Below are 20,150 nucleotides of genomic sequence, written 5' to 3' on the forward strand. Positions count from 1 at the left end.
CGCAGGCTGAGACGAACTGCCTATCCGCAAGTGCGATGAGACACAGGCCCGAGCGCGCACGCGCCGGGCCTTTTTGCCATCTTCAGCCCCTCAAGCCTGGGCGAGCCACGTCAGCTTACCGTGCACTTGAGCAATTTCCATCCTTACTCATACATGACTGGAAATTTGCAATAAATCAATATCTATGAATAGAATCCTCAAAAATCACTGCAAATCATTTTAAAAATTCATAGATTTACACAAAATCAGAAAAAGCCTAACATCTATGCATGCCCAGACAAAACACGTCCCCCGCCGACTACCCGCAAGCGGTGCTCCAGCAAATTGAGCAGCTGGCGCAGAACATCGTCATCGCCCGCAAGCGGCGGGGCGAGTCGCAGGCGCAGTGGGCCAAGAAGTTGGGCATATCGCAGCCCACGATGGCGCGTATCGAGCGCGGCGACCCATCCGTCGCCATGGCCTCGTATGTGATGTGCATGTGGCTGATCAACCCGAGCATCGGCTTGGCAGCACTGGTTGCACCGCAGAACGACCATGGGGCGCTGGAAAAAGAGGTGGCCAAGATCAAGCGCCAGCGCAAACCCAAGCACCCGACTGCAGAGCCTGCACATACAGCAGCCGCCCGGCCAGCAGCGGCAAGCAGCGCCAAACGAGCCAAAGGCCATACGGCGGTCTATGACCACCCGCCAGTGGCCGCCGCAGCCCAGGTGTCCGACATCGCCCGCCTGGGGCTCGATCCGCAGGCAGAAATGCGCAAGTACCTCGCAGGCCAAAGCAAGGCATCAGGCCAAGCGCCCGCTGCAGCCGGCTTGGCCGCGCTGCTCAGCGGATCGGCCGCCAAAAAGCCATGAAGCCCGCCGTATCCGCGCGCAGCTATGTGCCGCAAGACCAGCTCTACGCCTGGGCCATGCTCAACCCGGCCGAGCCCAAGCTGCTGGGCGAGGTCAGCCTCTCGCAGCTGGTGGCCGATTGCGCCACCTTCCGCTATGCGCCCGACTGGTGGAACTTTGCGCTCAGCGAAGACCTACCGTTGGTGGCCGGGCAAATTTTCAGTGCCGGCGCAAGAGGCTCCGCCCCCGGCGCTCTGGACGATGCCCGCCCGGACCGCTGGGGCGAGCGCATCATTCGCCACATAGACCGGCCGGCGCGCCTGTCCATTCTCGAAATGCTGCTCTTCGCGGGCGACGACCGCTTTGGCGCGCTGGGCATCTCCACCTCGGCAGAGCAATACATTCCCCGTTACTTGGGCCCTTACCCGCGCCTGCAAGATTTGGCCCAGCTCGCCGCAGCGGTGGAGGACGTGCAGACGCAAGCGCCCATCACGGCGGATATACGGCGCCTCGTGCAACCCGGCGTCACGCTTGGCGGCGCGCGCCCCAAAGCCTTGTTGCAGACTGATCGTGGCACCTGCGTCGTCAAGTTCAGCGAGCTGGACGACCCGGTCGACACGCCGCTTATCGAACACGCCACCATGACCCTGGCTGCCCGGGCCGGCATGTACGTGGCCAATACGGCCGTGCTGCCGCTACCGCCGCGCTACGGCAAAGCGCGGCATGCGCTGACCATTGACCGGTTTGACCGCATCGGCCCCTACCGCGTGCATTGCCAATCCGCCCACACCGCTTTGCGCGCCGCCGGGCTGGAATACAGCTACCCCAACCTGGCCAGCATTTTGCTGCGCCTGGGCCACCCCGATCGTCAAGCGGCCATGCGCGAGGAGCTGTTCAAACGCCTGGTCTTCAACATCCTCGTTGACAACACCGACGACCACGAGCGCAACCACAGCATCTCGCTGAACCTGGTGGACGGCTACTACGATCTCACGCCCGCTTATGACGTGGTGCCCAGCCTGCAAAACCTCGGCTACCAGGCGCTCATCGTGGGCAGCGCGGGCTCGGAGTCCAGCCTGGGCAACGCGCTCAGCCAGATCAACGAATACGGCATCAAAATGCCCCGCGCCATGGAGCTGATGCGGCAGGTTGCCGCAATGGTTGACCGATGGGCAGCCCACTTCTCCGCACTGGGCGTATGCGCGGCAGATATGGAGCAACTGGCCGCCAGCATCGACCGCGCTGCACTCAAGCAGCAAAGGCAAGCGCTGCTTTAAGCGCAAACCGCGCTGGCGTGTTTGCCGAACAGCGGCGACACATGCAAACGCTGACCTGCGGCGGCCTGCCAACTTCTGTCTTTATGATGCAGCAATCTTTGGCAAGCGCTAATCCAGGAGACAACCATGACCGAGCAAGACATCATCGAAGGCGGCAAGCCCTTTCTCTATGAAGGCAACGAGGTCGGCGTGCTGCTCTCGCACGGCTTTACCGGCACCTCGTCTTGCATGAAGCCGCTGGGCGAGTACTTGAACCAGACCGAAGGCTGGACCACGCTGGGCGTGCGCCTGCAAGGCCACGGCGAAACGCCGGCCGCCATGGCGCAAACCACGGCGCAAGACTGGATCGATTCGGTGGAAGCCGGTGTACAAGCGCTGGAAAAGCGCTGCAAGCACATCTTTATCAGCGGGCTGTCGATGGGCGGCACACTCACGCTGTATATGGCGGCCAAATACCCGGGGCGCTTCAAAGCCATCGCGCCCATCAACGCATGCGTGGAGTTTCAGAACCCCGATCTGGCTGCGCTGGCGTTTGACCACGCTGCGCCGGCCACCGTGCCCGGCGTGGGCAGCGACATCAAAAAGCCCGGCATTCAGGAGATCGTCTACGCCGATGTGCCGGTACCTGCCATCAAGCAAATCTACGGCCTGATGAGTGTGACCAAGGATTTGCTGCCGCGCATCACCGCGCCGGCACTGGTGCTGGTGTCGCCTGAGGACCATATCGTGCCCGCCGTCAATGCCAACATGATCATGGCCGCCATAGGCAGCCCGCTGCGCCAGCAGGTATTGCTGGCCGAGTCTTACCACGTCGCCACGCTCGACAACGATGCCGATCTGATCCAGCGCTCGGTGCGCAGCTTCTTCAAACAGGCGCTGTAAACCAAGACCATAGCCATGCCAAATCGGCAGGCATTTCCAATTCATAGAATGCATTCGATGCCGCTGCCCACCCGACGCAGCGCCCCCGACAGCAACCGCACGAAAGGAAATGCAGATGGCAGCCAAAACAGAGCGCACCGTGATCGGCCAGTACCGAGGGGTGACGATAGAGCTGGTCACCGTGGACAGCACCGGGGCCGAGGTGGATCTGTCTTGTGCCTGCATGTTCACGCACGAGATCAACCAGCAGCCGCAGGCCGGCGGCCTCGCCAACCTGGATGCGGCGCTGGGCGGCCAACTGAGCCAGGCACGCAGCCAAGGCGCCTTCAGTGGCCGCTCGCTCGAAACCCTGCTAATCGACCGTGCGCCTGCCGCAGCCAAATCGCCCACTTTGCTGGTCATAGGCATGGGCGAGCCCGAGGACTGGACGCCAGAGACCAGCGCCGCTGCCGTTGCTTGCGCCCTGCGCGTGGGCAACCTGCGCGGCGCACGCAGCGTAGCCATTGCGCCCAGCATTCTGGATACCGGCATCCGCCCCGAAGGCGAGTTCAACACGCCCATGCTGCGCGGCCTCAAAGCCCAGCTCGACGCCCTGCACCTGGCCCACCAATTGGGCCTGGCGCAAGCGCCCGGCATTCAGCGCTGGGTGTTCGACACCGGCGCTGCCAACTATGCGCAAAAAGTTCAGCAGTACCAAAGCGCCTTTGCTGTTGTGATGGGTAGCGCGGGCTGACGCGGCACATCTGCGGCCGCACAGCGGCACCGCAGCAAGCCCTGCCCGCGGCTATTTCTGCACCTTGGCGTCTTCGCTTTTGGCGTCGTCCATGGCCTCAGGTTCCAGCTTTTCAGCAGCGGTATTGAGGCGAATGAAAACGCCCCAACCCACCAGCAGCATGCCGACCGACGCGATCAGCAGCGAGGCATTGGGCATGAGCTCGTGCATTTCTGAGGCTTTGAATATGGTGATCAGCGCCTCTACCGCCAAGGCCACCACCAGCACCACCATAAAGCGCGAGAGGAAACGCCGCACACGCGTGGGGCCGCTGATGTGCGTGTCGCGCACCACCTCTTCTTCAAGAATGGTCTGTGCAATCTGCAAAGCCACCACACTGGCCGCGAGTACGCCCATGGCTTCGACCAGCTTGAACATCTCATCGCGCCCCAAGCCGTTGTGAAAAGCCGCCCAGCCTTTGCTGGCGGCGATCCACAGCAAGCCCAGCGCACAGGCCGTGAACAAGGCCGCCATCACACAATGCACAAGAGCAAAAACAAAATGCGCAAATTTCATGTTGCCCTTCCCGGGGAAGAAGGGCTTATTTTTGAAGCAATCGCAGCGCCTTTTTGTAGGAAGGCGGCGGATATGGCAGCGCAGCGAAGAAGGCCTTCTTGGCAGCTCGTAAAGCGATCCCGGCTCCGCTTTACTGCCCTTGCTTCATGGCGCGTTTTTGTCGGCCAGCAGTGAGCGAGCTGCACGAATCAGCGTGCCATCGGCGCTGTCAAAGCCCCGCAGAATGCTGAAGTGGTCGCAATCGGGAATCTGCTGCAGCTCGCTGGTGTTGCCTGCGGCACGCCAGCGCTCGTGCATCAGGCTCGACTGCTGGGCAAAAGCCGATTGCTCCAAGCCACCCCAGCAGAAATAGGCGGGTACCGTGCGCGGCTGCAGCAGCCGGGCGGGCGAGTTGCGCTCGATCAGCTCGCTGCTCAGCTGGATCAGCGGCTGCAAATAGCTGAAGCGCAAAGGGCCCAGCTCATACAGGCCGCTCACCATCAGGCCGCCGGCCAGCCAGTTATCGTCCAGCCCGTAGTCGCGCTGCCAAGGCGTCAGCAAAGCCATGGCAGTCAATTGGCCGCCAGCCGAGTGGCCAGCCACCACCACTTGCTGCGGATTGCCGTTGTAACCCTCGATATGGCGGTGCACCCACACCAGACCTGCGCGCACCTGGCGCACGATTTCGTCCAGCGTCACAAACGGGCACAGCGCGTAGTTCAACACCACCGTGGTAAAGCCCGCTGCCACGCCGCCCAGCGCCACACCGTCAAAATTTTCCGCACGGTTGGCGCGCCAATAACCGCCATGCAAATACACCAGCACCGGCGCGTTGGGCTGCGCGGCGGGGAAGATGTTCAGGTACTCCTCCAGCGTGGCACCAAAAGGCACTTTGGGATGGCAGGCCAGCGTGCTGCGGGCTTGGTGCGCCTGCGCGGCCATGTGCTCCATCGACTGGGCGCGGTTCACGGCCACCGCGTCCGGGTTGTAGGCCTGGTCGATAGCGGCTTGGTCGGCGTAGTCGGCAAAAAGCGGGCGTGGGCTCATGGTGAAAATCCGGCTGCTCAAGGTCGAAATGCACTATAGCAGTGGCTCCCTTGCGCAAGCACGCAGCTATGGCCCAGTAGCGACAGCCATCTGTGATGCCACGGCACAAGTGCTTGGCCGTTGCCCTGCTTTATCTGCCGCGCACTTGGGCGCACACTGGCGGGCTTGGCAGCGTCAGAGCCTGTTTCAGCACTCCCGCAAACGCTGCATCTGCAAACCACCTCAAAGAACTTTCCTATGAGTATTCCTAAATTTGGCGTCGGCACTTTCCGCCTGCAAGGCCCCGTTGTTATTGATTCGGTGCGCAATGCGCTCGACGTGGGCTACCGCGCCATCGACACCGCACAAATCTACGGCAACGAAGCCGAAGTAGGCCAAGCCATTGCCGAAAGCGGCGTGGCCCGCGACGAGCTGTTCATTACCACCAAGATCTGGGTCGACAACTACAGCCCGGCCAAGCTGGTTCCCAGCCTGCAAGAGAGCCTGCAAAAGCTGCGTACCGACCGCGTTGACCTGACGCTTATCCACTGGCCTGCACCGGGCAACGGCGTCTCCATTGACGAGATGATGACAGCACTGGCTCAGGCCAAGGCCCAGGGTTTGACGCAGCAAATCGGCATCTCCAACTTCAACATCGCGCTCACCGAACAAGCCATTGCGGCCGTTGGTGCGGGTGAAATTGCCACCAACCAGATCGAGCTGAGCCCCTACCTGCAAGGCCGCAAGCTGACCGCCTATCTGCAAGCGCAAGGCATTGCCGTGACCTCGTACATGACGCTGGCTTACGGCAAGGTGCTGCAAGACCCGGTGCTGGCCGAGATTGCCGCCAAGCACCAAGCCACCGTTGCCCAGGTGGCACTGGCCTGGGCTCTGCAGCTGGGCTACAGCGTGATTCCTTCGTCCACCAAGCGCGAAAACCTGGCCAGCAACCTGAAAGCGCAGCAACTGCGTTTGGACGCCGAAGACATGGCCCGCATTGCACAACTGGAGCGCAATGGCCGCGAAGTGAACCCCGAAGGTCTGGCACCGGTTTGGGATTAACCGCCTGGCTCGTTCAGCCCTTGGCCGCCAGCGCCTTGGCGATCTTGTTGCGCGGCACCGTCGGCTTGGGCACCTTGATGTCGAACCAGGTGCGCACATCCTCTTCCAAGCCGATGCCGTGCATGTAGTTGTAGATGGCCTTTTTGAGCGCCAGGCCCAGCACATCGTGGTCCACGCCGGTGGCATCGACAAACGGAATATCGTTGCGGGCAAAGGTGGCGGGCGGCTGCTCGGGCAAGCTCACGCCGTACTCGGCCGGGTTCTGGCCCACGGGCGAATGGATGGTGCAGGCAAAGCGGTGGAAAAAGCCGCTTTGGATGCAGCCGTTCTCAAACAGCTGGCGCACATATTCCAGCGCGTCCACCGTGTCTTGCACCGTCTGCGTGGGAAAGCCGTACATCAGGTAAGCGTGCACCAAGATGCCGGCCTCGGTCAGCGCCTTGGTCACACGCGCCACCTGCTCAACGCTCACGCCTTTTTTCATCAGATCGAGCAAGCGGTCCGAGGCCACTTCCAACCCGCCCGACACGGCAATACAACCGCTGTCTGCCATGAGCTGCGCCAGCTCGGGGCTGAAGGTTTTCTCGAAGCGGATATTGCCCCACCAGCTGATATGCGTGCCGCGCGCAATCAGCTCTTGCGACAAAGCCTTGAGCGCTTTGGGCGGCGCCGCTTCATCGACAAAATGAAAGCCGGTCTGCCCGGTCTCAGCCACGATGGCGTCGATACGGTTGGCCAGCTCGGTAGCGCTCGCGCCTTCGTAGCGGCCGATGTAATCCAGACTCACATCGCAAAAACTGCACTTCTTCCAGTAGCAGCCGTGCGCGATGGTGAGCTTGTTCCAGCGGCCGTCACTCCACATGCGGTGCATGGGGTTGAGCATGTCCAGCAGCGACAGGTAATCGTGGATCGGCAAGCCATCCCAGGTTGGTGTTCCGACCTCGGCAAAGGCAATGTCCGCTTCCATCATGTTGATGTATTGCACAGCGCCATCGTCCCCGCGCACAAAGGTACGTACCAGGCGCGAGCGGCCGCGCTCGCCGCGCAAATGCTCCAGCAAGGCCAGCAAAGGGCGTTCGCCGGCATCGAGCGTGACAAAGTCAAAATAGTCAAACACGCGCGGCTCGGCCAGCTCGCGCAACTCGGTGTTGACAAAGCCGCCGCCCAGCACGGTTTGGATATGCGGAAACTCGGCCTTGATCAGCTGCGCAATCCGAAAAGCCGCATATACCGAGCCTGGGAAAGGCGTAGACAGCAGCACCACCGTGGGCTGGTGGCGCTGCATGGCTTGGCGCGTCAAATCGGCCAGCGCTTCATCGACCAAGGTGTAAGGCGCAGCCAAGGCCTGGGCCAGCGGATCGAAAGTGGGCTGGTTGCCCGAAAGCGATTCGGCATAGCGCACAAACTCAAAGCGCGGGTCGGCCGCATCGCGGATCACATCGGCCAAATCGTTCAAGTACAAGGTGGCGTAATGCTTGGCGCGGTCTTGCTGGCCGAGCGCGCCAAAGGCCCAGCCGACAGGGTCGCCGCTGCCGTCGTCCATATAGTGCTCCAGCGCCTCGAAACGCGGGCCTTCGGGCAACCAGCCGCGGCTGACAATGCGGTGGCTGGCCGTGCTGTCCTTGCCCTGCAAAAAGGCCACCACGCGGTTCACGGTAGCCAGGTATTGCTCGCGCTGGCCCATGAAGCTTTGCACGGCCGGGCTGAACAAGCGGCCTGGATCGGCATCAAACTGCGCCTGCACCAGATCGATGATGCGCACCAGGCCATCGCGCGAGAGCAAGCGCAGCACCAGCGCCAGCGCCAAATCCTCTTGCACGGCATCGACGCCGCGAGAGCGCAGAAAACCCGTCAAATACGGAGCCGAGGGATAAGGCGTGTTCAGCTGCGTCATCGGCGGGATGAGCGACAGCACACGGGCAGCGGAAACGGTCATGAAAACAGGCAACAAAAACTAGGGCCGCTGGCAGACTGCCAGCCGAGAAAGACTTGTATTGTCGCTGGCTTGGCTCTGCAGCGCCGCTCAGCGGGTATGCCTGCGGCATTCAGGCCGGGCCAGACGCAAAAAAACCAGTGCAGTGGTGCGCTGCACTGGCTTTGGGGACTGAACTGTTTTACAGCAGCGACTTGGCGTTGTCGAGCACAAAGTCGCAGGCTTTCTCCTTGGCCTTGCCCTTGATGCTGTCGAGGCTGAAGGTCTTGCCGTCCGAGCCCTTGATCATGCCCGACAGGCCGCTCATATAGCCTTCGTCCTTGGGTTCTTCCTTTTTGCCCAGCCCCATCTTGCCGAGCAACTGGTCTTTCATCTGCGCGGCCTTGTCGGCGTTGAGGTAGTTGTTCTTCATGCAATAGGTGATCACGCCGGCTGCATTGCTGGCCGTGCCCGCGCCAGTCAAACCGCCCAGCGACGACAGGGCCGAGGCGCCGCCGCCACCACCCAAGGCACCAGCCAGGCCTGAAGTGGCCGCCGATGAGCCGCTGCCCGAGCCGCCCAGTTGGCCCTTGACGGCATCGCCCAGACCCGAAGCCTGGGCCACGCCCAGCGCTGCGAACAAAACGGTAGAGATGGCGAGTTTTTTCATACGGAAGTCCTTTGCAAATCACATGGCGGGCTTGATTCACCTCAAGCGCGCACAGAACCGCACATTAGCACGCTGCCGCCCTGGCAAATGTGGAAGTTTGCAAACCTCGCGGCCTGGCTGTAAGAAGCTGTGCCACGGCCTGGCTGGGTAGCACCACCATGTCTTGTGATTGACAGGGCAAACGGCACTGTCTCCGCGATGATGGCCTCAGAAAAAACCGGAACACACCGGCCCCTACCGGGCGGCAGCCCAGCAACAAGGAGACACACAATGGCAGAAAAAATCGGCTTTATCGGCCTGGGGCGCATGGGCAAATCCATGGCCGCCAATTTGCAGAAAAAAGGCTTTGCGCTGAAGGTGAACGACCTGAACGCCGCAGCCGTACAAGAACTGGTAGCGCTGGGCGCACAAGCGGCGCCAGTGGCAGAGATTGCACGCGACTGCAGCATCGTCATCACCATGTTGCCCTCGTCGGTAGAGGTAGAACAAATCGCGCTGGCAGCCGACGGCATTTTTGCCCACGCCCAACCCGGCACGATTTTGATGGACATGAGCACCATCGACCCGCTCGCCACCGACAAGCTGGCCCAGCTTGCCGCCGCCAAAGGCCTGAGCATGGTGGACGCACCCGTGGGCCGCCTGGCCGAGCACGCCGACCGGGGCGAATCGCTCTTCATGGTGGGCGCGAGCGATGCCGATTTTGCGCGGGTGCAACCCCTGCTCAACGCCATGGGCACCACCACCCACCACTGCGGGCCGGTGGGCACGGGCGGGCGCACCAAGCTGGTGAACAACTATGTGGCTGTCTCGCTGACGCAGGTAAACGCCGAGGCGCTGGCACTGTCGCAACGCTTTGGGCTGGACATCACCAAAACCCTGCAAGTGCTGCTGGGCACGTCAGCCACCAACGGCCAGCTGCGCATGAACTTTGCCAACAAGGTGCTGGTGGGCGACACCACGCCGGGCTTCACCATCGATCTGGCGCACAAAGACATGTCGCTGGTGGTGGGCGCAGCGCACGCCGCCAAAGTACCCATGCCGGTGGCCGCCGCCGTGCACGAGAGCTACAGCCTGGCACGCGCCAGCCAGCACGGCAGCATTGATTTCTCCGGCATGGCCGATGTGGTTTGCGAGCTGGCCCGCATCGACAAACCCCGCGTCCCCAAAGGCTGGACGCCAGGCTGAGCCCAGCCGCTTAACTGTTCGCCAGCCAAGCAACAGCATCGCTTTGCAGCGAAGCGGGCGCTGGAATAGTTCACCGCAATGGCGAGATGGCCGCGTAGGCGCGGCGTCGGGGGTGCAGACAGTACCTGGGTACGGCAAGACCCCGCAACAAAGCATACGCGGCCATCTCGCCACCTCAAAACGAAGACTTTCAACACAAGCGCTTCGGCTGACTTCGCCACCACGATTACGCCACCAAGGTACCCTCCTTTTAGAGCCCGCTCAGGGCTTGACGCTGGTTTTGGCTTGGCGGCGGTCCCCTACCATCGCTTCTAGCGACGCCAGCAAATCGCTGGGCAAAAACTTGAAAGCCAGCTGCATCAGCAGATAGGCGATCAGGCCGTCGTCCAGCCAGCCCAGAATGGGGATGAAATCGGGCACAAAATCCACCGGACTGATGACGTACAAGCCCGCCAGCACAATCACCGCCTTGGCCGATTTGGGCGCACGCGGGTCGCGCAGCAAAGCCCAAGCCATCAGCAACTCTTTGCGAAACATGGTGAACAAACGGCCGAGCTTCCACATGGCAGAACTCCTAGCAAGAAAAAACAACGGACGAACCCATAACGTGCGGCCAGCACGGGGGATGACAAGAGCCGGTGTATATTTTTTGCCAGCGCCCACCCCATAAATCGCCCGGATGAAAACCACCTTCCTTCGCCACCCTTGGCGCCGCTGCCTGCATGGCTGAGCGCAGTGCCAGCCTGCTGCAGGTGTTGCGCCTGCGCGCCCGACTGCGGCAGGGCTGTGCCTTGCTGGTGCTGGGGGCTTTGGCGCTGGGTCCGGCGCGCCTGAGTGTGGGGGAGCTGCCGGTACCGATCACCATTGTTGGCAATGGCTGGCACGCGGGCTTGCTGCTGCCGGCGGCCGCCATCCACCAGCGTTTGCCAGCGCTGCAGCAACGTTTTCCGCAAGCCGCGTATTACGAAATTGGCTGGGGCGATGTGGGCTTTTACCGCGCCACCGAAGTCAACACCGAACTGGCCTTGCAAGCCATGTTCGACTCGCAAGGCGCTGTCATGCATGTGGTGGCTGTGCCCGACATGCCGCGCTTTACGCACAACGCCGATGTAGCGCAATTTTGCGTAACACCCGCGCAATACCAGCGCATGGCCGATTGGGTGGCCGCCAGCTTTGAGCGCGATGCGCAAAACGCGCCCATCTCGGCCGGCCCAGGCATCTATGGCAACAGCGAGTTCTACCACGCCACCGGCCGCTACCACCTGCTCAACACCTGCAACCGCTGGACGGCGAGCGCCTTGCAGGCCGGCGGTCTGGATGTCTCGCCCAGGCTGAGCCTCACTGCCAGCCGCGTGCTCTACAGCGCCCGCTGGCAAGGCCAGCCTTGCCCGGTTCTGCCCTAACACCTGTACGCTCGCCAAGCCCAAACCTGCACACTTTCAAGTCATGCAGCCGTCACCCAAAATTTGCATAAAGTAACCTTGCCAGCGGGAACCAGAGCGCCCGCTGGCGCTCCAACGCACTCTTTGATGACCAGACCTTTCAGGACTTGCCATGACCGCTGAAGAAATCCGCGCCACCCTCACGATCTGCCTGCTGGCCTCATTTGCCGACGGCGAAAAGCACGACCGCGAGCGCGAGCAAATTCGCCAGGTGGCCGAAAGCCTGGCGGGCGACCAGCAAATCAACCTACCCAGCCTGTACCAGGACGTGCTGCTGCGCCGCGTGCAACTGGCCGATGTGGTTGCCCGTTTGGCCAGCACCGAAGCACGACAGCTCGCTTACGAAATGGCCGTGTGCGTGTGCGAAGCCGACGGCCAGACCAGCGCCAAAGAGCAGGCGTTTCTGGCATCGCTGCGCCAAGCCTGGGGCATGGGCGGCGGCAACGCCGCGCCAGCAGTAACGCATGCCAACACCAGCACTGCCGCTGCCGTAGCGACAAGCACTGCAGCTGCCGCGCCACTGCATTTTGAGCTGGAAGCCCAAACCGTTGCCGACGCGCCGCTGCAAGCGCCGTTGCCCACTGCGCCGGCCGACAGCGCCATTGCTCCGCACCCGGCTGCGGTAGACAGCTTGCCTGGCCAAGGCGCGCAGCGCCGCCCCAGCCAGCTCAGCGCGGCCGAGATGGACAGCAAAATCCTCAAAGCCTCCATCATGAACGGCGCCATCGAGCTGCTGCCCGAGAACCTCTCCACGCTGGCCATCATTCCGCTGCAAATGCGCCTGGTCTACCAAATCGGCCAAAGCTACGGCTACGAGCTCGACCGCGGCCACATCAAAGACCTGCTGGCCGCGCTGGGCGTGGGCCTGACCTCGCAATACCTGGAGCAAGCCGGGCGCAAACTGCTCAGCGGCCTGCTGGGCAAAGCGGGTAAAGGCATGTTCGGCGGCCTGGGGCGCCAAGCAGTGAGCAGCGGCATGAGCTTTGCGTCCACCTACGCGCTCGGCCATGTGGCCAACCAGTACTACGCCGGCGGCCGCCAGCTCTCCACCGAGATGCTGAAAAACGCCTACCAGCACGTCATGCAAGACGGCCGCGCCCTGCAAGAGCGCTACCTGCCACAAATGCAAGAGACGGCGCGCGGCCTGAACACCGCCAAGATCATGCAGATGGTGCGCGGCAACTGATAGCTCCATAGCCGGATAGCCCGCAAGCACCCTGCACCAGCGACCTGCTGCATACTCGGCAGGTCGCTTTTTTGTGCCCGTGCTCTGCCCATGACCGATCTGCCTTTTTCCCAAGCCTGCGAGAACAACCGCGAGCCCATTCTCGGCGTGCTGCGCCATGCGTTGGCCGAGCGCCGCCATGTGCTCGAAATTGGATCAGGCACCGGCCAGCACAGCGTCCACTTTGCACCACAACTGCCGCATTTGGTGTGGCAAACCAGCGAGCTGCCCGAGCACCATGCCGGCATACAGGCTTGGCACGCAGCGCAGCCTTCGCCCAATTTGCGTGCGCCCGTCACGCTCGATCTGCGCCAGCCGCAATGGCCTGACGTAGCTGCCGGCGAAGCGCCGATCGACGCCATCTTCAGCGCCAACACCTTGCACATCGTTGCCTGGCCGCTGGTAGAGCAACTGTTTGCGCTGGCCGGGCAGCACTTGCCAGCGCAAGGCGTGCTGGCGGTTTACGGCCCCTTCAACTACAACGGCCAGTTCACCAGCGACAGCAACCGCGCCTTTGATGCCTGGCTGCGCTCGCGTGATGCCAACTGCGGCATCCGCCACATCGAAGACGTGCTCGCCCTCGCCCGGCAACACGGCCTGCAACTGCTGCAAGACCACGCCATGCCGGCCAACAACCGCACGCTGGTCTTCCAGCACCAATAAGCCGAGGTGCAGCGTGCGCGCCCTGGAACTGAAAATACCGCCGCCCGTCGTCGCCCTGCTCTGCGCAGCGCTGATGTGGGCCGTAGCCCATTACTGGCCCAGCTCGGCCTGGGCTGGCCCTTGGCGCCTGCCGCTGACGCTGCTGTTGGTGGCCTTGGGCGGCGCGGCAGATCTGTCCGGCTTGCTGGCTTTCCGCCGGCACCGCACCACCGTCAACCCGCTGGCGCCGCAAAACTCCAGCACCGTGGTGCAAGACGGCATTTACCGCTACTCGCGCAACCCCATGTACCTGGGCATGGCACTGCTGCTCACGGCCTGGGCCGTGTGGCTGGCCCAGCCGGCCTGCTTGCTGGTGCTGCCGCTTTTTGTGGGCTATATCACGCGCTTTCAGATACTGCCTGAGGAGCGCATATTGCAAGCCCGCTTTGGCACGCCCTACCAAGACTATTTGCGCCGCGTGCGACGTTGGCTATGAGCTCTCTTCCCGATCAAACCGAATTGCAACACTGGCTGCCACGCTTGCAGCAACTGGCCGCCCAAACCATGGAGCAGGACGCCGCACACGACAACGCGCACCTGCAACGCGTGTGGGGCAACGCACGGCAACTGCTGCAACACTATCCGCAAGCTGACGCTTTGGTGGTGTTAGCGGCCTGCTATCTGCACGACCTGGTCAACCTGCCCAAAAACCACCCGCAGCGCGGACAGGCTTCACGCCTGGCGGCTGAGCGCGCTGCCACGCTGCTGCGTGCAGAAGGCTTTGCCGAAAACAAAATTGATGCGGTCGCACATGCCATTGCCGCACACAGCTACTCCGCCCAAATCGCGCCACAAACGCTGGAGGCCCAGATCGTGCAAGACGCCGACAGGCTGGACGCCCTCGGCCCCGTCGGCTTGGCCCGCATGTTCCACATCGGTGGCGCCTTGGGCCGGACGCTGGCACACGAGAGCGACCCGCTCGCCACCCAGCGCAGCCTGGACGACCAGCGCTACACGCTAGACCACATCGCCAGCAAACTGCTGCAACTCCCCGCCAGCATGCAGACCGAAGCCGGCCGGCAAGAGGCCAGCCGCCGCGCGCAATGGCTGCAAGAGTTTCGTGCCTCCTTTGTGGCGCAGTGGAACGCGCTCTCGCCAGCCTGAACTGCAGCAAAGAGCTGCCAGGAACTCACTCAACATGGTGCCCAAAAACAAAAGGCCTGCACGCCATGTGCAGGCCTTTTTATTTTGGGCTGGCTGCGCTTACTTCTTCAAGCACTCGCTCATGAACGCCTTGCGCTCGTCACCCTTCTTGCCGGTGGCATCCACATTGCAAGACTTCATGCGTTCTTGCTGGCGCTTGCGGCCGTCCGACAGGCAGCTCGACATGAACGACTTGCGGTCGTCGCCCTTGAGCTCCTTGGTCTTGGCCTCGGCGTTGCAGGTGCCCATCAGCTGCTGCTGCGCGGTGGGAGCCTTGTCGGCGGCCAAGGCAAACTGGGATGCCAGCGCGATACCGGCGAGGACAATGAGTTTTTTCATGGAATTTGCTCTTTTTAAAAACTGCGCCGAAGACCAGCGCAGGCGCATTTCTGCACAACTCGGCCCCGCTGTCAATAGCTTTGCGCCCGCCGTCACCAATTGCTAAGCATTTTGCCTGGCAGACAAGCAGGCTTGCGCTCTGGCGCCCGCAAAAAAGCGGCCGCTCGGGCCGCTTGTGGGGTGTTGCGCATGGCGCTCAGTCAACCAGGCCAACGTACACGTGCTGCACGTCGTCGTCGTTTTCCAGGCCGGCCAAAAACGCCTGCACTTCTTCTTGCGCTTCGGCCGACAAACCGCCCATGCTCACCGGGTTCTTGGCTTTGTAGCCGAGCTTGGCCGACAGCACCTTGATGCCTTGTGCGGGCAGCGCCTTGGCCACGGTGTCCAAATCAGAGGTATCGGTGATGAACAGGGTCACGCCCTCTTCCTCGCCCGCCTCAAAATCTTGCGCGCCGGCTTCGATGGCGGCCATTTCCACATCGGCGCCGTTCTCGGGCTCGCCCTCGACCATGCCCACGTGGTCAAAATCCCAGGCCACGGCGGTCAGCTGGCCCTTGCGGAAGCACACGCGCATATTGGGCGCGGTGCGGTTGGGGTTGTCGGTCAGGCATTCCACCATCACCGGCACGCGGTGAGGAGCGTAGCCTTCGAACAGCACGGTCGAATAGTTCACCGCGTCGGCGCCAGCGCCCGAGCCCTTTTTGATGGCACGCTCCAGCGTGTCCTTGGGCATCGATGCCTTGCGGGCGGCTTCCACCGCCATGCGCAGACGCGCGTTGCTGGTGGGATCGCCGCCGCCCAGACGGGCAGCCACGGTGATTTCCTTGACCAGTTTGCCGAAGAGTTTGCCTTTGGCATCAGCGACCAGCGCCTTGCCCTTTGCTTTCCATTGCGCGCCCATGGCTGCAAGTTCCTTGTTGTTTGGTTTGGCAGCGCGAGAGCTGCGGCGGCGCTGGAGCGCTGAGCGACCATGCGCCAATTTGACAAAGGCAAATTTATACACCTGCGCCAGCCGCTGCGCTGGCGCCTGGGCCAGAGTCTGAGTCGGGATTGTGGGTCAATAGCACCACCGCACTGTGCTAGCAAAAATCTGCTGATTTACGTTGCAAACACATAACAAACCATGAGCTACCGCTATCATTTCTGAACCTCCACTGCACAGGCACAATGCAGCCATGGCGCTAATACACCGTCTTTGGGCTTGGATCAAAAGCTTGCGCATTCCGCTGCTGTGCACGGCGGCGGGCCTGGTGCTGTCGTTCGTGTTCCTGGGCTTGCCCGGTTTTGCCAGCTATGCGCCGGCCGAGCAGCTTTTCCGCTGGGCGGGCGATGCGGCCTTGCTAAAACGCATCCGCAACGACGAACTGTGGCCCGTGCTGATATCGGCCAGCTTTTTGCAAGCGCTGCTCATCACCCCGGCGCACTTGTTGATCAAACGCTGGCGCCCCCAAGCCACACGCCTGGGACATGTGCTGGCGGTGGCGCTGCTGGTGTGGGTGGTGAGCGTGCTGGCTACATCGATCATGCTGCTGGCCCAAGTGGACTGAAAGGCAAGCAAACAGCGCACGCGGGCTGGCAAAGCTCCCTACAATCGGCTTTTTGCTTTTGCACGCCACCTTCTGCCGCCATGCCCAGCCCCACATCTCCCATTGGTGTTTTTGACAGCGGCATTGGTGGCCTGAGCGTGCTGCGCGCCCTGCGCGAAGTGCTGCCCGGCGAACGCTTTGTTTACCTGGCCGACAGTGGCAACGCCCCTTACGGCGAGCGAGGCGACGCCTTTGTGCAAGAGCGCAGCGCCCACATCACCGGCTGGATGCGCGAGCAGCACGATGTAAAAGCCCTGGTAATTGCCTGCAACACAGCCACCGCTGCAGCCGTAGACGGCCTGCGCGACACCAACACCGGCCTGCCCATCATCGGCGTGGAGCCCGCGCTCAAACCCGCTGCGCTGCGAAGCAAAACCCATACGGTAGGCGTCATCGCCACGCACGGCACCGTCAGCAGCGCCCGCTTTGCCGCGCTGCAAGCCGCCAACGCCGCCCAGACCCGTTTTGTGGTGCAAGCCTGCTCAGGCCTGGCTCGCGCCATTGAAGACAGCACCCGCCCCGACATCCCCGCCGAGCAAAGCGCTGCACAGATCCAGGCCCTGTGCGCCCAATACACCAACGCCATGGGTGCATTTGGCTCCAACGCTGGCGAAATAGACACCTTGGTGCTGGGCTGCACCCACTACATCTTTGCTGCCGACACTTTGCGCAGCCTCGTCGGCCCCGACACCACCCTCATCGACACCGGCGCCCCCGTAGCCCGCCGCACCTACAGCCTGCTCCACGCCACCGGCATGCTGCGCAAACCCGCCCAGGCCATGGCGCCTGCCGAGCAATGCATGCTGTTTACTACGGGAGAGTTGAGTGCTTTGCAGCATGCGGCGGAGCAGTGGCTCAGCCTGGACGCCAGGTGTTGCCACTTGGCTGCTGCGCTGTAAGGCACTGCCTGACTATCCGCCGACTTCACAGCCAGCTCACTTGTTAGCTGCATCTGAGTGACTGCACGCGCCGGCCTGCGGTGCGCCCTGTCCTTCCCCAGACCCAATACCCGAATCGCTTCGCTTACGGCTTGCGCTGTAAAGCTTTCTGTCGATGGGGAAAGTCTCCGGCTAGGTTTGCCACTTTGCCAAGATGCTCATGTCTAGAAAAGCTTTCTATACATCTTGATGATGTTGTCTCTTGCAACCTCAGCCGGCAGATTTTTTATAAAATCTTTTTCCAAGCCCACATCCAATCCTGACCTGGCTGTCTCAAAGATCAACAGCATCTTGAGCGTATCTTTAAACTTCAGGTAATCGCCTTTTTCTTTGGCTACTCTGGCTCTTATACCCAGCACTTGCCGGACAAACTCACCATTGGCGATGGCGCACTCAAGCGCCAACTCAACAAGTTCATCTGCACGATCCAAATTTTTATCGTGATAGTGGTAGTACTCTGCTATTGCAATACGCAACTCAGTGTTGTTGGGCTTGTCTTTTATTCTGCTTCTTAGAATTGTCAAAGCCTTTTCATGCTGGCTTGTTAAGTAATAGTGATCCAGAAGCAATGAGGTGAGGCCATCTTTATCAGCATCACCCAAGCCTTCTTTGAAACTCAACAAATATTCTTCAGCATCGGCGAAGCGTTGCTGTCTGTACAAAGCATGGACGGCTTTTGTGCATGATTTTATTTTTTCAGCAAATTCAGCCTTCACCTCACCCTCCATTCGGGCCTCACAGCCGCCAACAGCCATAAAATCACATACAAATCGCTAAAACAGCACAATTAATATTGTGCCGTCCAACTATTGTGACCCCAAGGTCTCCAAAGAAAGTACCCTGAACACAAAGAACATATTCAGAAAAGCAAGTCCATGTATGAATACATCAACAACAGGATTTTCCATCCAGTCTATAGAGAGGCCATCTACCGAACCCGAAGCCATGAGTACAAGACCGTAGAAAATCAACATGAGAAAAGAAATAAGGAATGCAAGCCTCTCTGATTTTTTGGTGTTGGATTTGGCATAGATCATTGATCCAGCCAGCATTACTAGTGCCACAGAAAGCATTCCCAAGACTTGAAACAAAAAGCCAAAATTCAGCGTTTGAAAAAACAGAAATAAAATAATTGAAACAATGAAGAATATTTTCTCTTTCATGCTTTTATCAATTCATAAAATATTACCAACCTGAAATAAAAATTTGCAGTTTGGTTTTTTGAAGCACCTTGCCCACACAGTTGCTTTCAATCATGGTCTTCAACGATTTTCATCGGCCGTCGAGCCAATGCTTTCATCGCCCTGTGCACGCCTGAATAAAAATTCTTGTAGCGAAAAAGTAGGAACCCACCCCAAAACCATACACCACCACATATCCATTCTTGGGCACCAACTCTGCCATCCGCTGCAAAACGGAGGCATCAAAAATCAAAGTCGCCAAAAACAGCAGATGAATCGCATAAATAATGAGAAATAAGGTCAAAAATTTCAGATCTATGGCTGGACAATGAATAGTCTCGCCAAAGTATGAAAGAAAAAACATGATTTCCAAGAAGACAAGCACCAACAGCAAAAGACTTCTTTTGACCACAGCCATCCTCTATTTTCATCAGAAATTTTAAATTACCTGCGCAAATTGCTGCAAGCCAATTTCCTGAGCTTGCTTACATGATTTAACCCAGTCACAGTGGCTATACCATGGCCTACTGCATAGACTCTAACCATGCCTTCACTGCCTTCGATTGAGCAATCCAAATAAAACACTTGCAACAATTCAAGCAAACAAATCCAGTAAATCTAGTTTGCCACTGAGCAATGGCATTTTCGACCTCTTATATGGACAAGATATTAGTCGCTTGCGACTCAATGGCCAGATGGAATGACCGTAAGCTTGCACGCTTACTGCGACAGAAGCAATTTCCTTCCCTCCCCAACAGAATAATACTCAATCTTCGAAAAAGGGATTTCCTGCTGGAGGGCCAAGCATATATCCAAGCCTTCCTTATCCAAAATTGCAATACCTGCTCTATCCCCATAACCTGGGAAATGCATTTCAGCGTAATTTTCCAACCATTTCTTGATTCGATAAATAAAAGAATCAGATAATTTCAAATCCCTCAAATAAAAATATCCTCCTTCTACAGAGTCTCTGATACCAGACCCCGAAAACATACCGTCAACAGTGAGATAATAAAATTTCATTTAGCTAATTTTTATTTAGCCTGAGGAAGCACTGCAAAGCCTATGAAGCCAGATATGGAAGAGGCTCAAATTCTGCTCATGCTGCCATGTGGCCTTGGATGGGGTATGCAGCAATAAACACAACCCGCTTTACGCGTGCATTTGGATTGCTTCTCGACAGCAGAACCCAGACCGATAGCTTTATGAGCGAATCGCTCCATGGGCCGTGGGTGCTGCGGCGCTCTGTAGAGCTAGCTTAGGATTAAGGCTTATCAAAGCGGACCAGAAAACATAGAAACGCTGCCAATTTTCAATCAATCCCAAAAATCAACGACTGGCTTTAGAATCGCCTCCTGGTACATGTTCATATTCAAAACAAGCTCATCCAAAGTCTCTCCAGCGGGGGCGTTGTTGCATAAATCGATTTCAGGCCAAGCTCCCCCAAACCCCAGCCGTGGCTATGCCACGGCTGCCGTCTGAG

The 20,150-nt window shown here is 59.9% G+C and carries 24 protein-coding genes; 13 read left to right on the top strand and 11 right to left on the bottom strand.

The window, feature by feature from the left end; translation table 11 throughout:
• The first annotated feature begins 269 nt into the window (after positions 1 to 269).
• The 4 genes from ACFIQF_RS21750 to ACFIQF_RS21765 all read left to right on the top strand — a co-directional run bounded on the left by ACFIQF_RS21750 (position 270) and on the right by ACFIQF_RS21765 (position 3,722).
• Positions 270 to 851 (top strand): helix-turn-helix transcriptional regulator, encoded by a 582-nt coding sequence (locus ACFIQF_RS21750; protein ID WP_393945739.1) that lies wholly within the window; start codon positions 270 to 272, stop codon positions 849 to 851.
• Complete coding sequence (locus ACFIQF_RS21755; protein ID WP_393945740.1) at positions 848 to 2,107, top strand: type II toxin-antitoxin system HipA family toxin; 1,260 nt, start codon at positions 848 to 850, stop codon at positions 2,105 to 2,107. Before ACFIQF_RS21750 ends, ACFIQF_RS21755 begins: the two co-directional genes overlap by 4 nt.
• A 126-nt stretch (positions 2,108 to 2,233) precedes the next feature.
• Positions 2,234 to 2,989, top strand: a complete 756-nt coding sequence (locus ACFIQF_RS21760) for an alpha/beta hydrolase (protein WP_393945741.1) — start codon at positions 2,234 to 2,236, stop codon at positions 2,987 to 2,989.
• 115 nt (positions 2,990 to 3,104) lie between these two features.
• Positions 3,105 to 3,722, top strand: a complete 618-nt coding sequence (locus ACFIQF_RS21765; RefSeq protein WP_393945742.1) for a M17 family peptidase N-terminal domain-containing protein — start codon at positions 3,105 to 3,107, stop codon at positions 3,720 to 3,722.
• A 51-nt stretch (positions 3,723 to 3,773) separates the two neighbouring features.
• On the opposite strand, the gene ACFIQF_RS21770 is transcribed toward ACFIQF_RS21765, so the two are convergent.
• Positions 3,774 to 4,277, bottom strand: coding sequence for a hypothetical protein (locus tag ACFIQF_RS21770; RefSeq protein WP_393945743.1), 504 nt, complete (start codon positions 4,275 to 4,277; stop codon positions 3,774 to 3,776).
• 144 nt (positions 4,278 to 4,421) lie between these two features.
• A complete protein-coding gene (locus ACFIQF_RS21775) occupies positions 4,422 to 5,303 on the bottom strand; it encodes an alpha/beta hydrolase (protein ID WP_393945744.1) in 882 nt (293 codons plus the stop codon).
• A 237-nt stretch (positions 5,304 to 5,540) separates the two neighbouring features.
• Here ACFIQF_RS21775 and dkgB point away from each other — a divergent pair, with 237 nt between their 5' ends.
• Entirely contained in the window at positions 5,541 to 6,344 is an 804-nt protein-coding gene (dkgB, locus tag ACFIQF_RS21780) for a 2,5-didehydrogluconate reductase DkgB (RefSeq protein WP_393945745.1), read from the top strand.
• Between the two features lie 13 nt (positions 6,345 to 6,357).
• On the opposite strand, the gene ACFIQF_RS21785 is transcribed toward dkgB, so the two are convergent.
• Both ACFIQF_RS21785 and ACFIQF_RS21790 read right to left on the bottom strand, forming a co-directional pair.
• A complete protein-coding gene (locus ACFIQF_RS21785; RefSeq protein ID WP_393945747.1) occupies positions 6,358 to 8,280 on the bottom strand; it encodes a B12-binding domain-containing radical SAM protein in 1,923 nt (640 codons plus the stop codon).
• Between the two features lie 178 nt (positions 8,281 to 8,458).
• Positions 8,459 to 8,926, bottom strand: a complete 468-nt coding sequence (locus tag ACFIQF_RS21790; RefSeq protein ID WP_393945748.1) for a YjjA family protein — start codon at positions 8,924 to 8,926, stop codon at positions 8,459 to 8,461.
• 270 nt (positions 8,927 to 9,196) lie between these two features.
• Here ACFIQF_RS21790 and ACFIQF_RS21795 point away from each other — a divergent pair, with 270 nt between their 5' ends.
• Positions 9,197 to 10,111, top strand: coding sequence for an NAD(P)-dependent oxidoreductase (locus ACFIQF_RS21795; protein ID WP_393945749.1), 915 nt, complete (start codon positions 9,197 to 9,199; stop codon positions 10,109 to 10,111).
• A 261-nt stretch (positions 10,112 to 10,372) separates the two neighbouring features.
• On the opposite strand, the gene ACFIQF_RS21800 is transcribed toward ACFIQF_RS21795, so the two are convergent.
• Complete coding sequence (locus ACFIQF_RS21800; protein ID WP_393945750.1) at positions 10,373 to 10,675, bottom strand: YkvA family protein; 303 nt, start codon at positions 10,673 to 10,675, stop codon at positions 10,373 to 10,375.
• 158 nt (positions 10,676 to 10,833) lie between these two features.
• Here ACFIQF_RS21800 and ACFIQF_RS21805 point away from each other — a divergent pair, with 158 nt between their 5' ends.
• The 5 genes from ACFIQF_RS21805 to ACFIQF_RS21825 all read left to right on the top strand — a co-directional run bounded on the left by ACFIQF_RS21805 (position 10,834) and on the right by ACFIQF_RS21825 (position 14,584).
• Positions 10,834 to 11,514 (top strand): TIGR02117 family protein, encoded by a 681-nt coding sequence (locus tag ACFIQF_RS21805; RefSeq protein WP_393945751.1) that lies wholly within the window; start codon positions 10,834 to 10,836, stop codon positions 11,512 to 11,514.
• Between the two features lie 151 nt (positions 11,515 to 11,665).
• Positions 11,666 to 12,739 carry a YcjF family protein gene (locus tag ACFIQF_RS21810; protein WP_393945752.1) on the top strand — a complete coding sequence of 358 codons (1,074 nt, stop codon included), beginning with the start codon at positions 11,666 to 11,668 and terminating at the stop codon, positions 12,737 to 12,739.
• A 90-nt stretch (positions 12,740 to 12,829) separates the two neighbouring features.
• On the top strand, positions 12,830 to 13,441 hold the full coding sequence (locus ACFIQF_RS21815) for a DUF938 domain-containing protein (protein ID WP_393945753.1): 612 nt from the start codon (positions 12,830 to 12,832) through the stop codon (positions 13,439 to 13,441).
• A 13-nt stretch (positions 13,442 to 13,454) separates the two neighbouring features.
• The gene (locus ACFIQF_RS21820; protein ID WP_393945754.1) at positions 13,455 to 13,916 is read left to right on the top strand and encodes a methyltransferase family protein; all 462 of its coding nucleotides are present in this window, start codon (positions 13,455 to 13,457) and stop codon (positions 13,914 to 13,916) included.
• The gene (locus ACFIQF_RS21825) at positions 13,913 to 14,584 is read left to right on the top strand and encodes an HD domain-containing protein (RefSeq protein ID WP_393945755.1); all 672 of its coding nucleotides are present in this window, start codon (positions 13,913 to 13,915) and stop codon (positions 14,582 to 14,584) included. The genes ACFIQF_RS21820 and ACFIQF_RS21825 overlap by 4 nt, the downstream gene beginning before the upstream one ends.
• Before the next feature lie 99 nt (positions 14,585 to 14,683).
• Here the strand turns inward: ACFIQF_RS21825 and ACFIQF_RS21830 are convergent, their stop codons facing one another.
• Positions 14,684 to 14,962, bottom strand: coding sequence for a PsiF family protein (locus tag ACFIQF_RS21830; RefSeq protein WP_393945756.1), 279 nt, complete (start codon positions 14,960 to 14,962; stop codon positions 14,684 to 14,686).
• Between the two features lie 196 nt (positions 14,963 to 15,158).
• On the bottom strand, positions 15,159 to 15,863 hold the full coding sequence (locus ACFIQF_RS21835; RefSeq protein WP_393945757.1) for a YebC/PmpR family DNA-binding transcriptional regulator: 705 nt from the start codon (positions 15,861 to 15,863) through the stop codon (positions 15,159 to 15,161).
• A 313-nt stretch (positions 15,864 to 16,176) separates the two neighbouring features.
• On the opposite strand from ACFIQF_RS21835, the gene ACFIQF_RS21840 reads away from it, so the two are divergent.
• Both ACFIQF_RS21840 and murI read left to right on the top strand, forming a co-directional pair.
• On the top strand, positions 16,177 to 16,509 hold the full coding sequence (locus ACFIQF_RS21840) for a hypothetical protein (protein ID WP_393945758.1): 333 nt from the start codon (positions 16,177 to 16,179) through the stop codon (positions 16,507 to 16,509).
• Positions 16,510 to 16,589: 80 nt separating this feature from the next.
• On the top strand, positions 16,590 to 17,447 hold the full coding sequence (gene murI, locus ACFIQF_RS21845) for a glutamate racemase (RefSeq protein ID WP_393945759.1): 858 nt from the start codon (positions 16,590 to 16,592) through the stop codon (positions 17,445 to 17,447).
• A gap of 203 nt (positions 17,448 to 17,650) precedes the next feature.
• Here murI and ACFIQF_RS21850 read toward each other — a convergent pair whose 3' ends face one another.
• From ACFIQF_RS21850 to ACFIQF_RS21865, 4 genes are all read right to left on the bottom strand, one after another.
• Entirely contained in the window at positions 17,651 to 18,202 is a 552-nt protein-coding gene (locus ACFIQF_RS21850; RefSeq protein WP_393945760.1) for a tetratricopeptide repeat protein, read from the bottom strand.
• 90 nt (positions 18,203 to 18,292) lie between these two features.
• Positions 18,293 to 18,649, bottom strand: coding sequence for a hypothetical protein (locus ACFIQF_RS21855; RefSeq protein ID WP_393945761.1), 357 nt, complete (start codon positions 18,647 to 18,649; stop codon positions 18,293 to 18,295).
• 133 nt (positions 18,650 to 18,782) lie between these two features.
• Complete coding sequence (locus ACFIQF_RS21860; protein WP_393945762.1) at positions 18,783 to 19,085, bottom strand: hypothetical protein; 303 nt, start codon at positions 19,083 to 19,085, stop codon at positions 18,783 to 18,785.
• 302 nt (positions 19,086 to 19,387) lie between these two features.
• Positions 19,388 to 19,690, bottom strand: a complete 303-nt coding sequence (locus tag ACFIQF_RS21865; RefSeq protein ID WP_393945763.1) for a hypothetical protein — start codon at positions 19,688 to 19,690, stop codon at positions 19,388 to 19,390.
• Between the last annotated feature and the right edge of the window lie 460 nt (positions 19,691 to 20,150).

Origin of the sequence: Comamonas trifloxystrobinivorans (assembly GCF_043359985.1) — a bacterium.
Classification (GTDB): Bacteria; Pseudomonadota; Gammaproteobacteria; order Burkholderiales; family Burkholderiaceae_C; genus Comamonas; species Comamonas trifloxystrobinivorans.

Excerpts from the sequence above, each read along its gene's own strand:
- ACFIQF_RS21785 (WP_393945747.1), bottom strand. The coding sequence starts at position 8,280 with ATGACCGTTTCCGCTGCCCGTGTGCTGTCGCTCATCCCGCCGATGACG.
- ACFIQF_RS21765 (WP_393945742.1), top strand. The coding sequence starts at position 3,105 with ATGGCAGCCAAAACAGAGCGCACCGTGATCGGCCAGTACCGAGGGGTG.
- ACFIQF_RS21750 (WP_393945739.1), top strand. The coding sequence starts at position 270 with ATGCCCAGACAAAACACGTCCCCCGCCGACTACCCGCAAGCGGTGCTC.
- murI (WP_393945759.1), top strand. The coding sequence starts at position 16,590 with ATGCCCAGCCCCACATCTCCCATTGGTGTTTTTGACAGCGGCATTGGT.
- ACFIQF_RS21800 (WP_393945750.1), bottom strand. The coding sequence starts at position 10,675 with ATGTGGAAGCTCGGCCGTTTGTTCACCATGTTTCGCAAAGAGTTGCTG.
- ACFIQF_RS21775 (WP_393945744.1), bottom strand. The coding sequence starts at position 5,303 with ATGAGCCCACGCCCGCTTTTTGCCGACTACGCCGACCAAGCCGCTATC.
- ACFIQF_RS21815 (WP_393945753.1), top strand. The coding sequence starts at position 12,830 with ATGACCGATCTGCCTTTTTCCCAAGCCTGCGAGAACAACCGCGAGCCC.
- ACFIQF_RS21770 (WP_393945743.1), bottom strand. The coding sequence starts at position 4,277 with ATGAAATTTGCGCATTTTGTTTTTGCTCTTGTGCATTGTGTGATGGCG.
- dkgB (WP_393945745.1), top strand. The coding sequence starts at position 5,541 with ATGAGTATTCCTAAATTTGGCGTCGGCACTTTCCGCCTGCAAGGCCCC.
- ACFIQF_RS21860 (WP_393945762.1), bottom strand. The coding sequence starts at position 19,085 with ATGGCTGTGGTCAAAAGAAGTCTTTTGCTGTTGGTGCTTGTCTTCTTG.
- ACFIQF_RS21865 (WP_393945763.1), bottom strand. The coding sequence starts at position 19,690 with ATGAAATTTTATTATCTCACTGTTGACGGTATGTTTTCGGGGTCTGGT.
- ACFIQF_RS21835 (WP_393945757.1), bottom strand. The coding sequence starts at position 15,863 with ATGGGCGCGCAATGGAAAGCAAAGGGCAAGGCGCTGGTCGCTGATGCC.
- ACFIQF_RS21855 (WP_393945761.1), bottom strand. The coding sequence starts at position 18,649 with ATGAAAGAGAAAATATTCTTCATTGTTTCAATTATTTTATTTCTGTTT.
- ACFIQF_RS21755 (WP_393945740.1), top strand. The coding sequence starts at position 848 with ATGAAGCCCGCCGTATCCGCGCGCAGCTATGTGCCGCAAGACCAGCTC.
- ACFIQF_RS21795 (WP_393945749.1), top strand. The coding sequence starts at position 9,197 with ATGGCAGAAAAAATCGGCTTTATCGGCCTGGGGCGCATGGGCAAATCC.
- ACFIQF_RS21790 (WP_393945748.1), bottom strand. The coding sequence starts at position 8,926 with ATGAAAAAACTCGCCATCTCTACCGTTTTGTTCGCAGCGCTGGGCGTG.
- ACFIQF_RS21825 (WP_393945755.1), top strand. The coding sequence starts at position 13,913 with ATGAGCTCTCTTCCCGATCAAACCGAATTGCAACACTGGCTGCCACGC.
- ACFIQF_RS21830 (WP_393945756.1), bottom strand. The coding sequence starts at position 14,962 with ATGAAAAAACTCATTGTCCTCGCCGGTATCGCGCTGGCATCCCAGTTT.
- ACFIQF_RS21805 (WP_393945751.1), top strand. The coding sequence starts at position 10,834 with ATGGCTGAGCGCAGTGCCAGCCTGCTGCAGGTGTTGCGCCTGCGCGCC.
- ACFIQF_RS21760 (WP_393945741.1), top strand. The coding sequence starts at position 2,234 with ATGACCGAGCAAGACATCATCGAAGGCGGCAAGCCCTTTCTCTATGAA.
- ACFIQF_RS21810 (WP_393945752.1), top strand. The coding sequence starts at position 11,666 with ATGACCGCTGAAGAAATCCGCGCCACCCTCACGATCTGCCTGCTGGCC.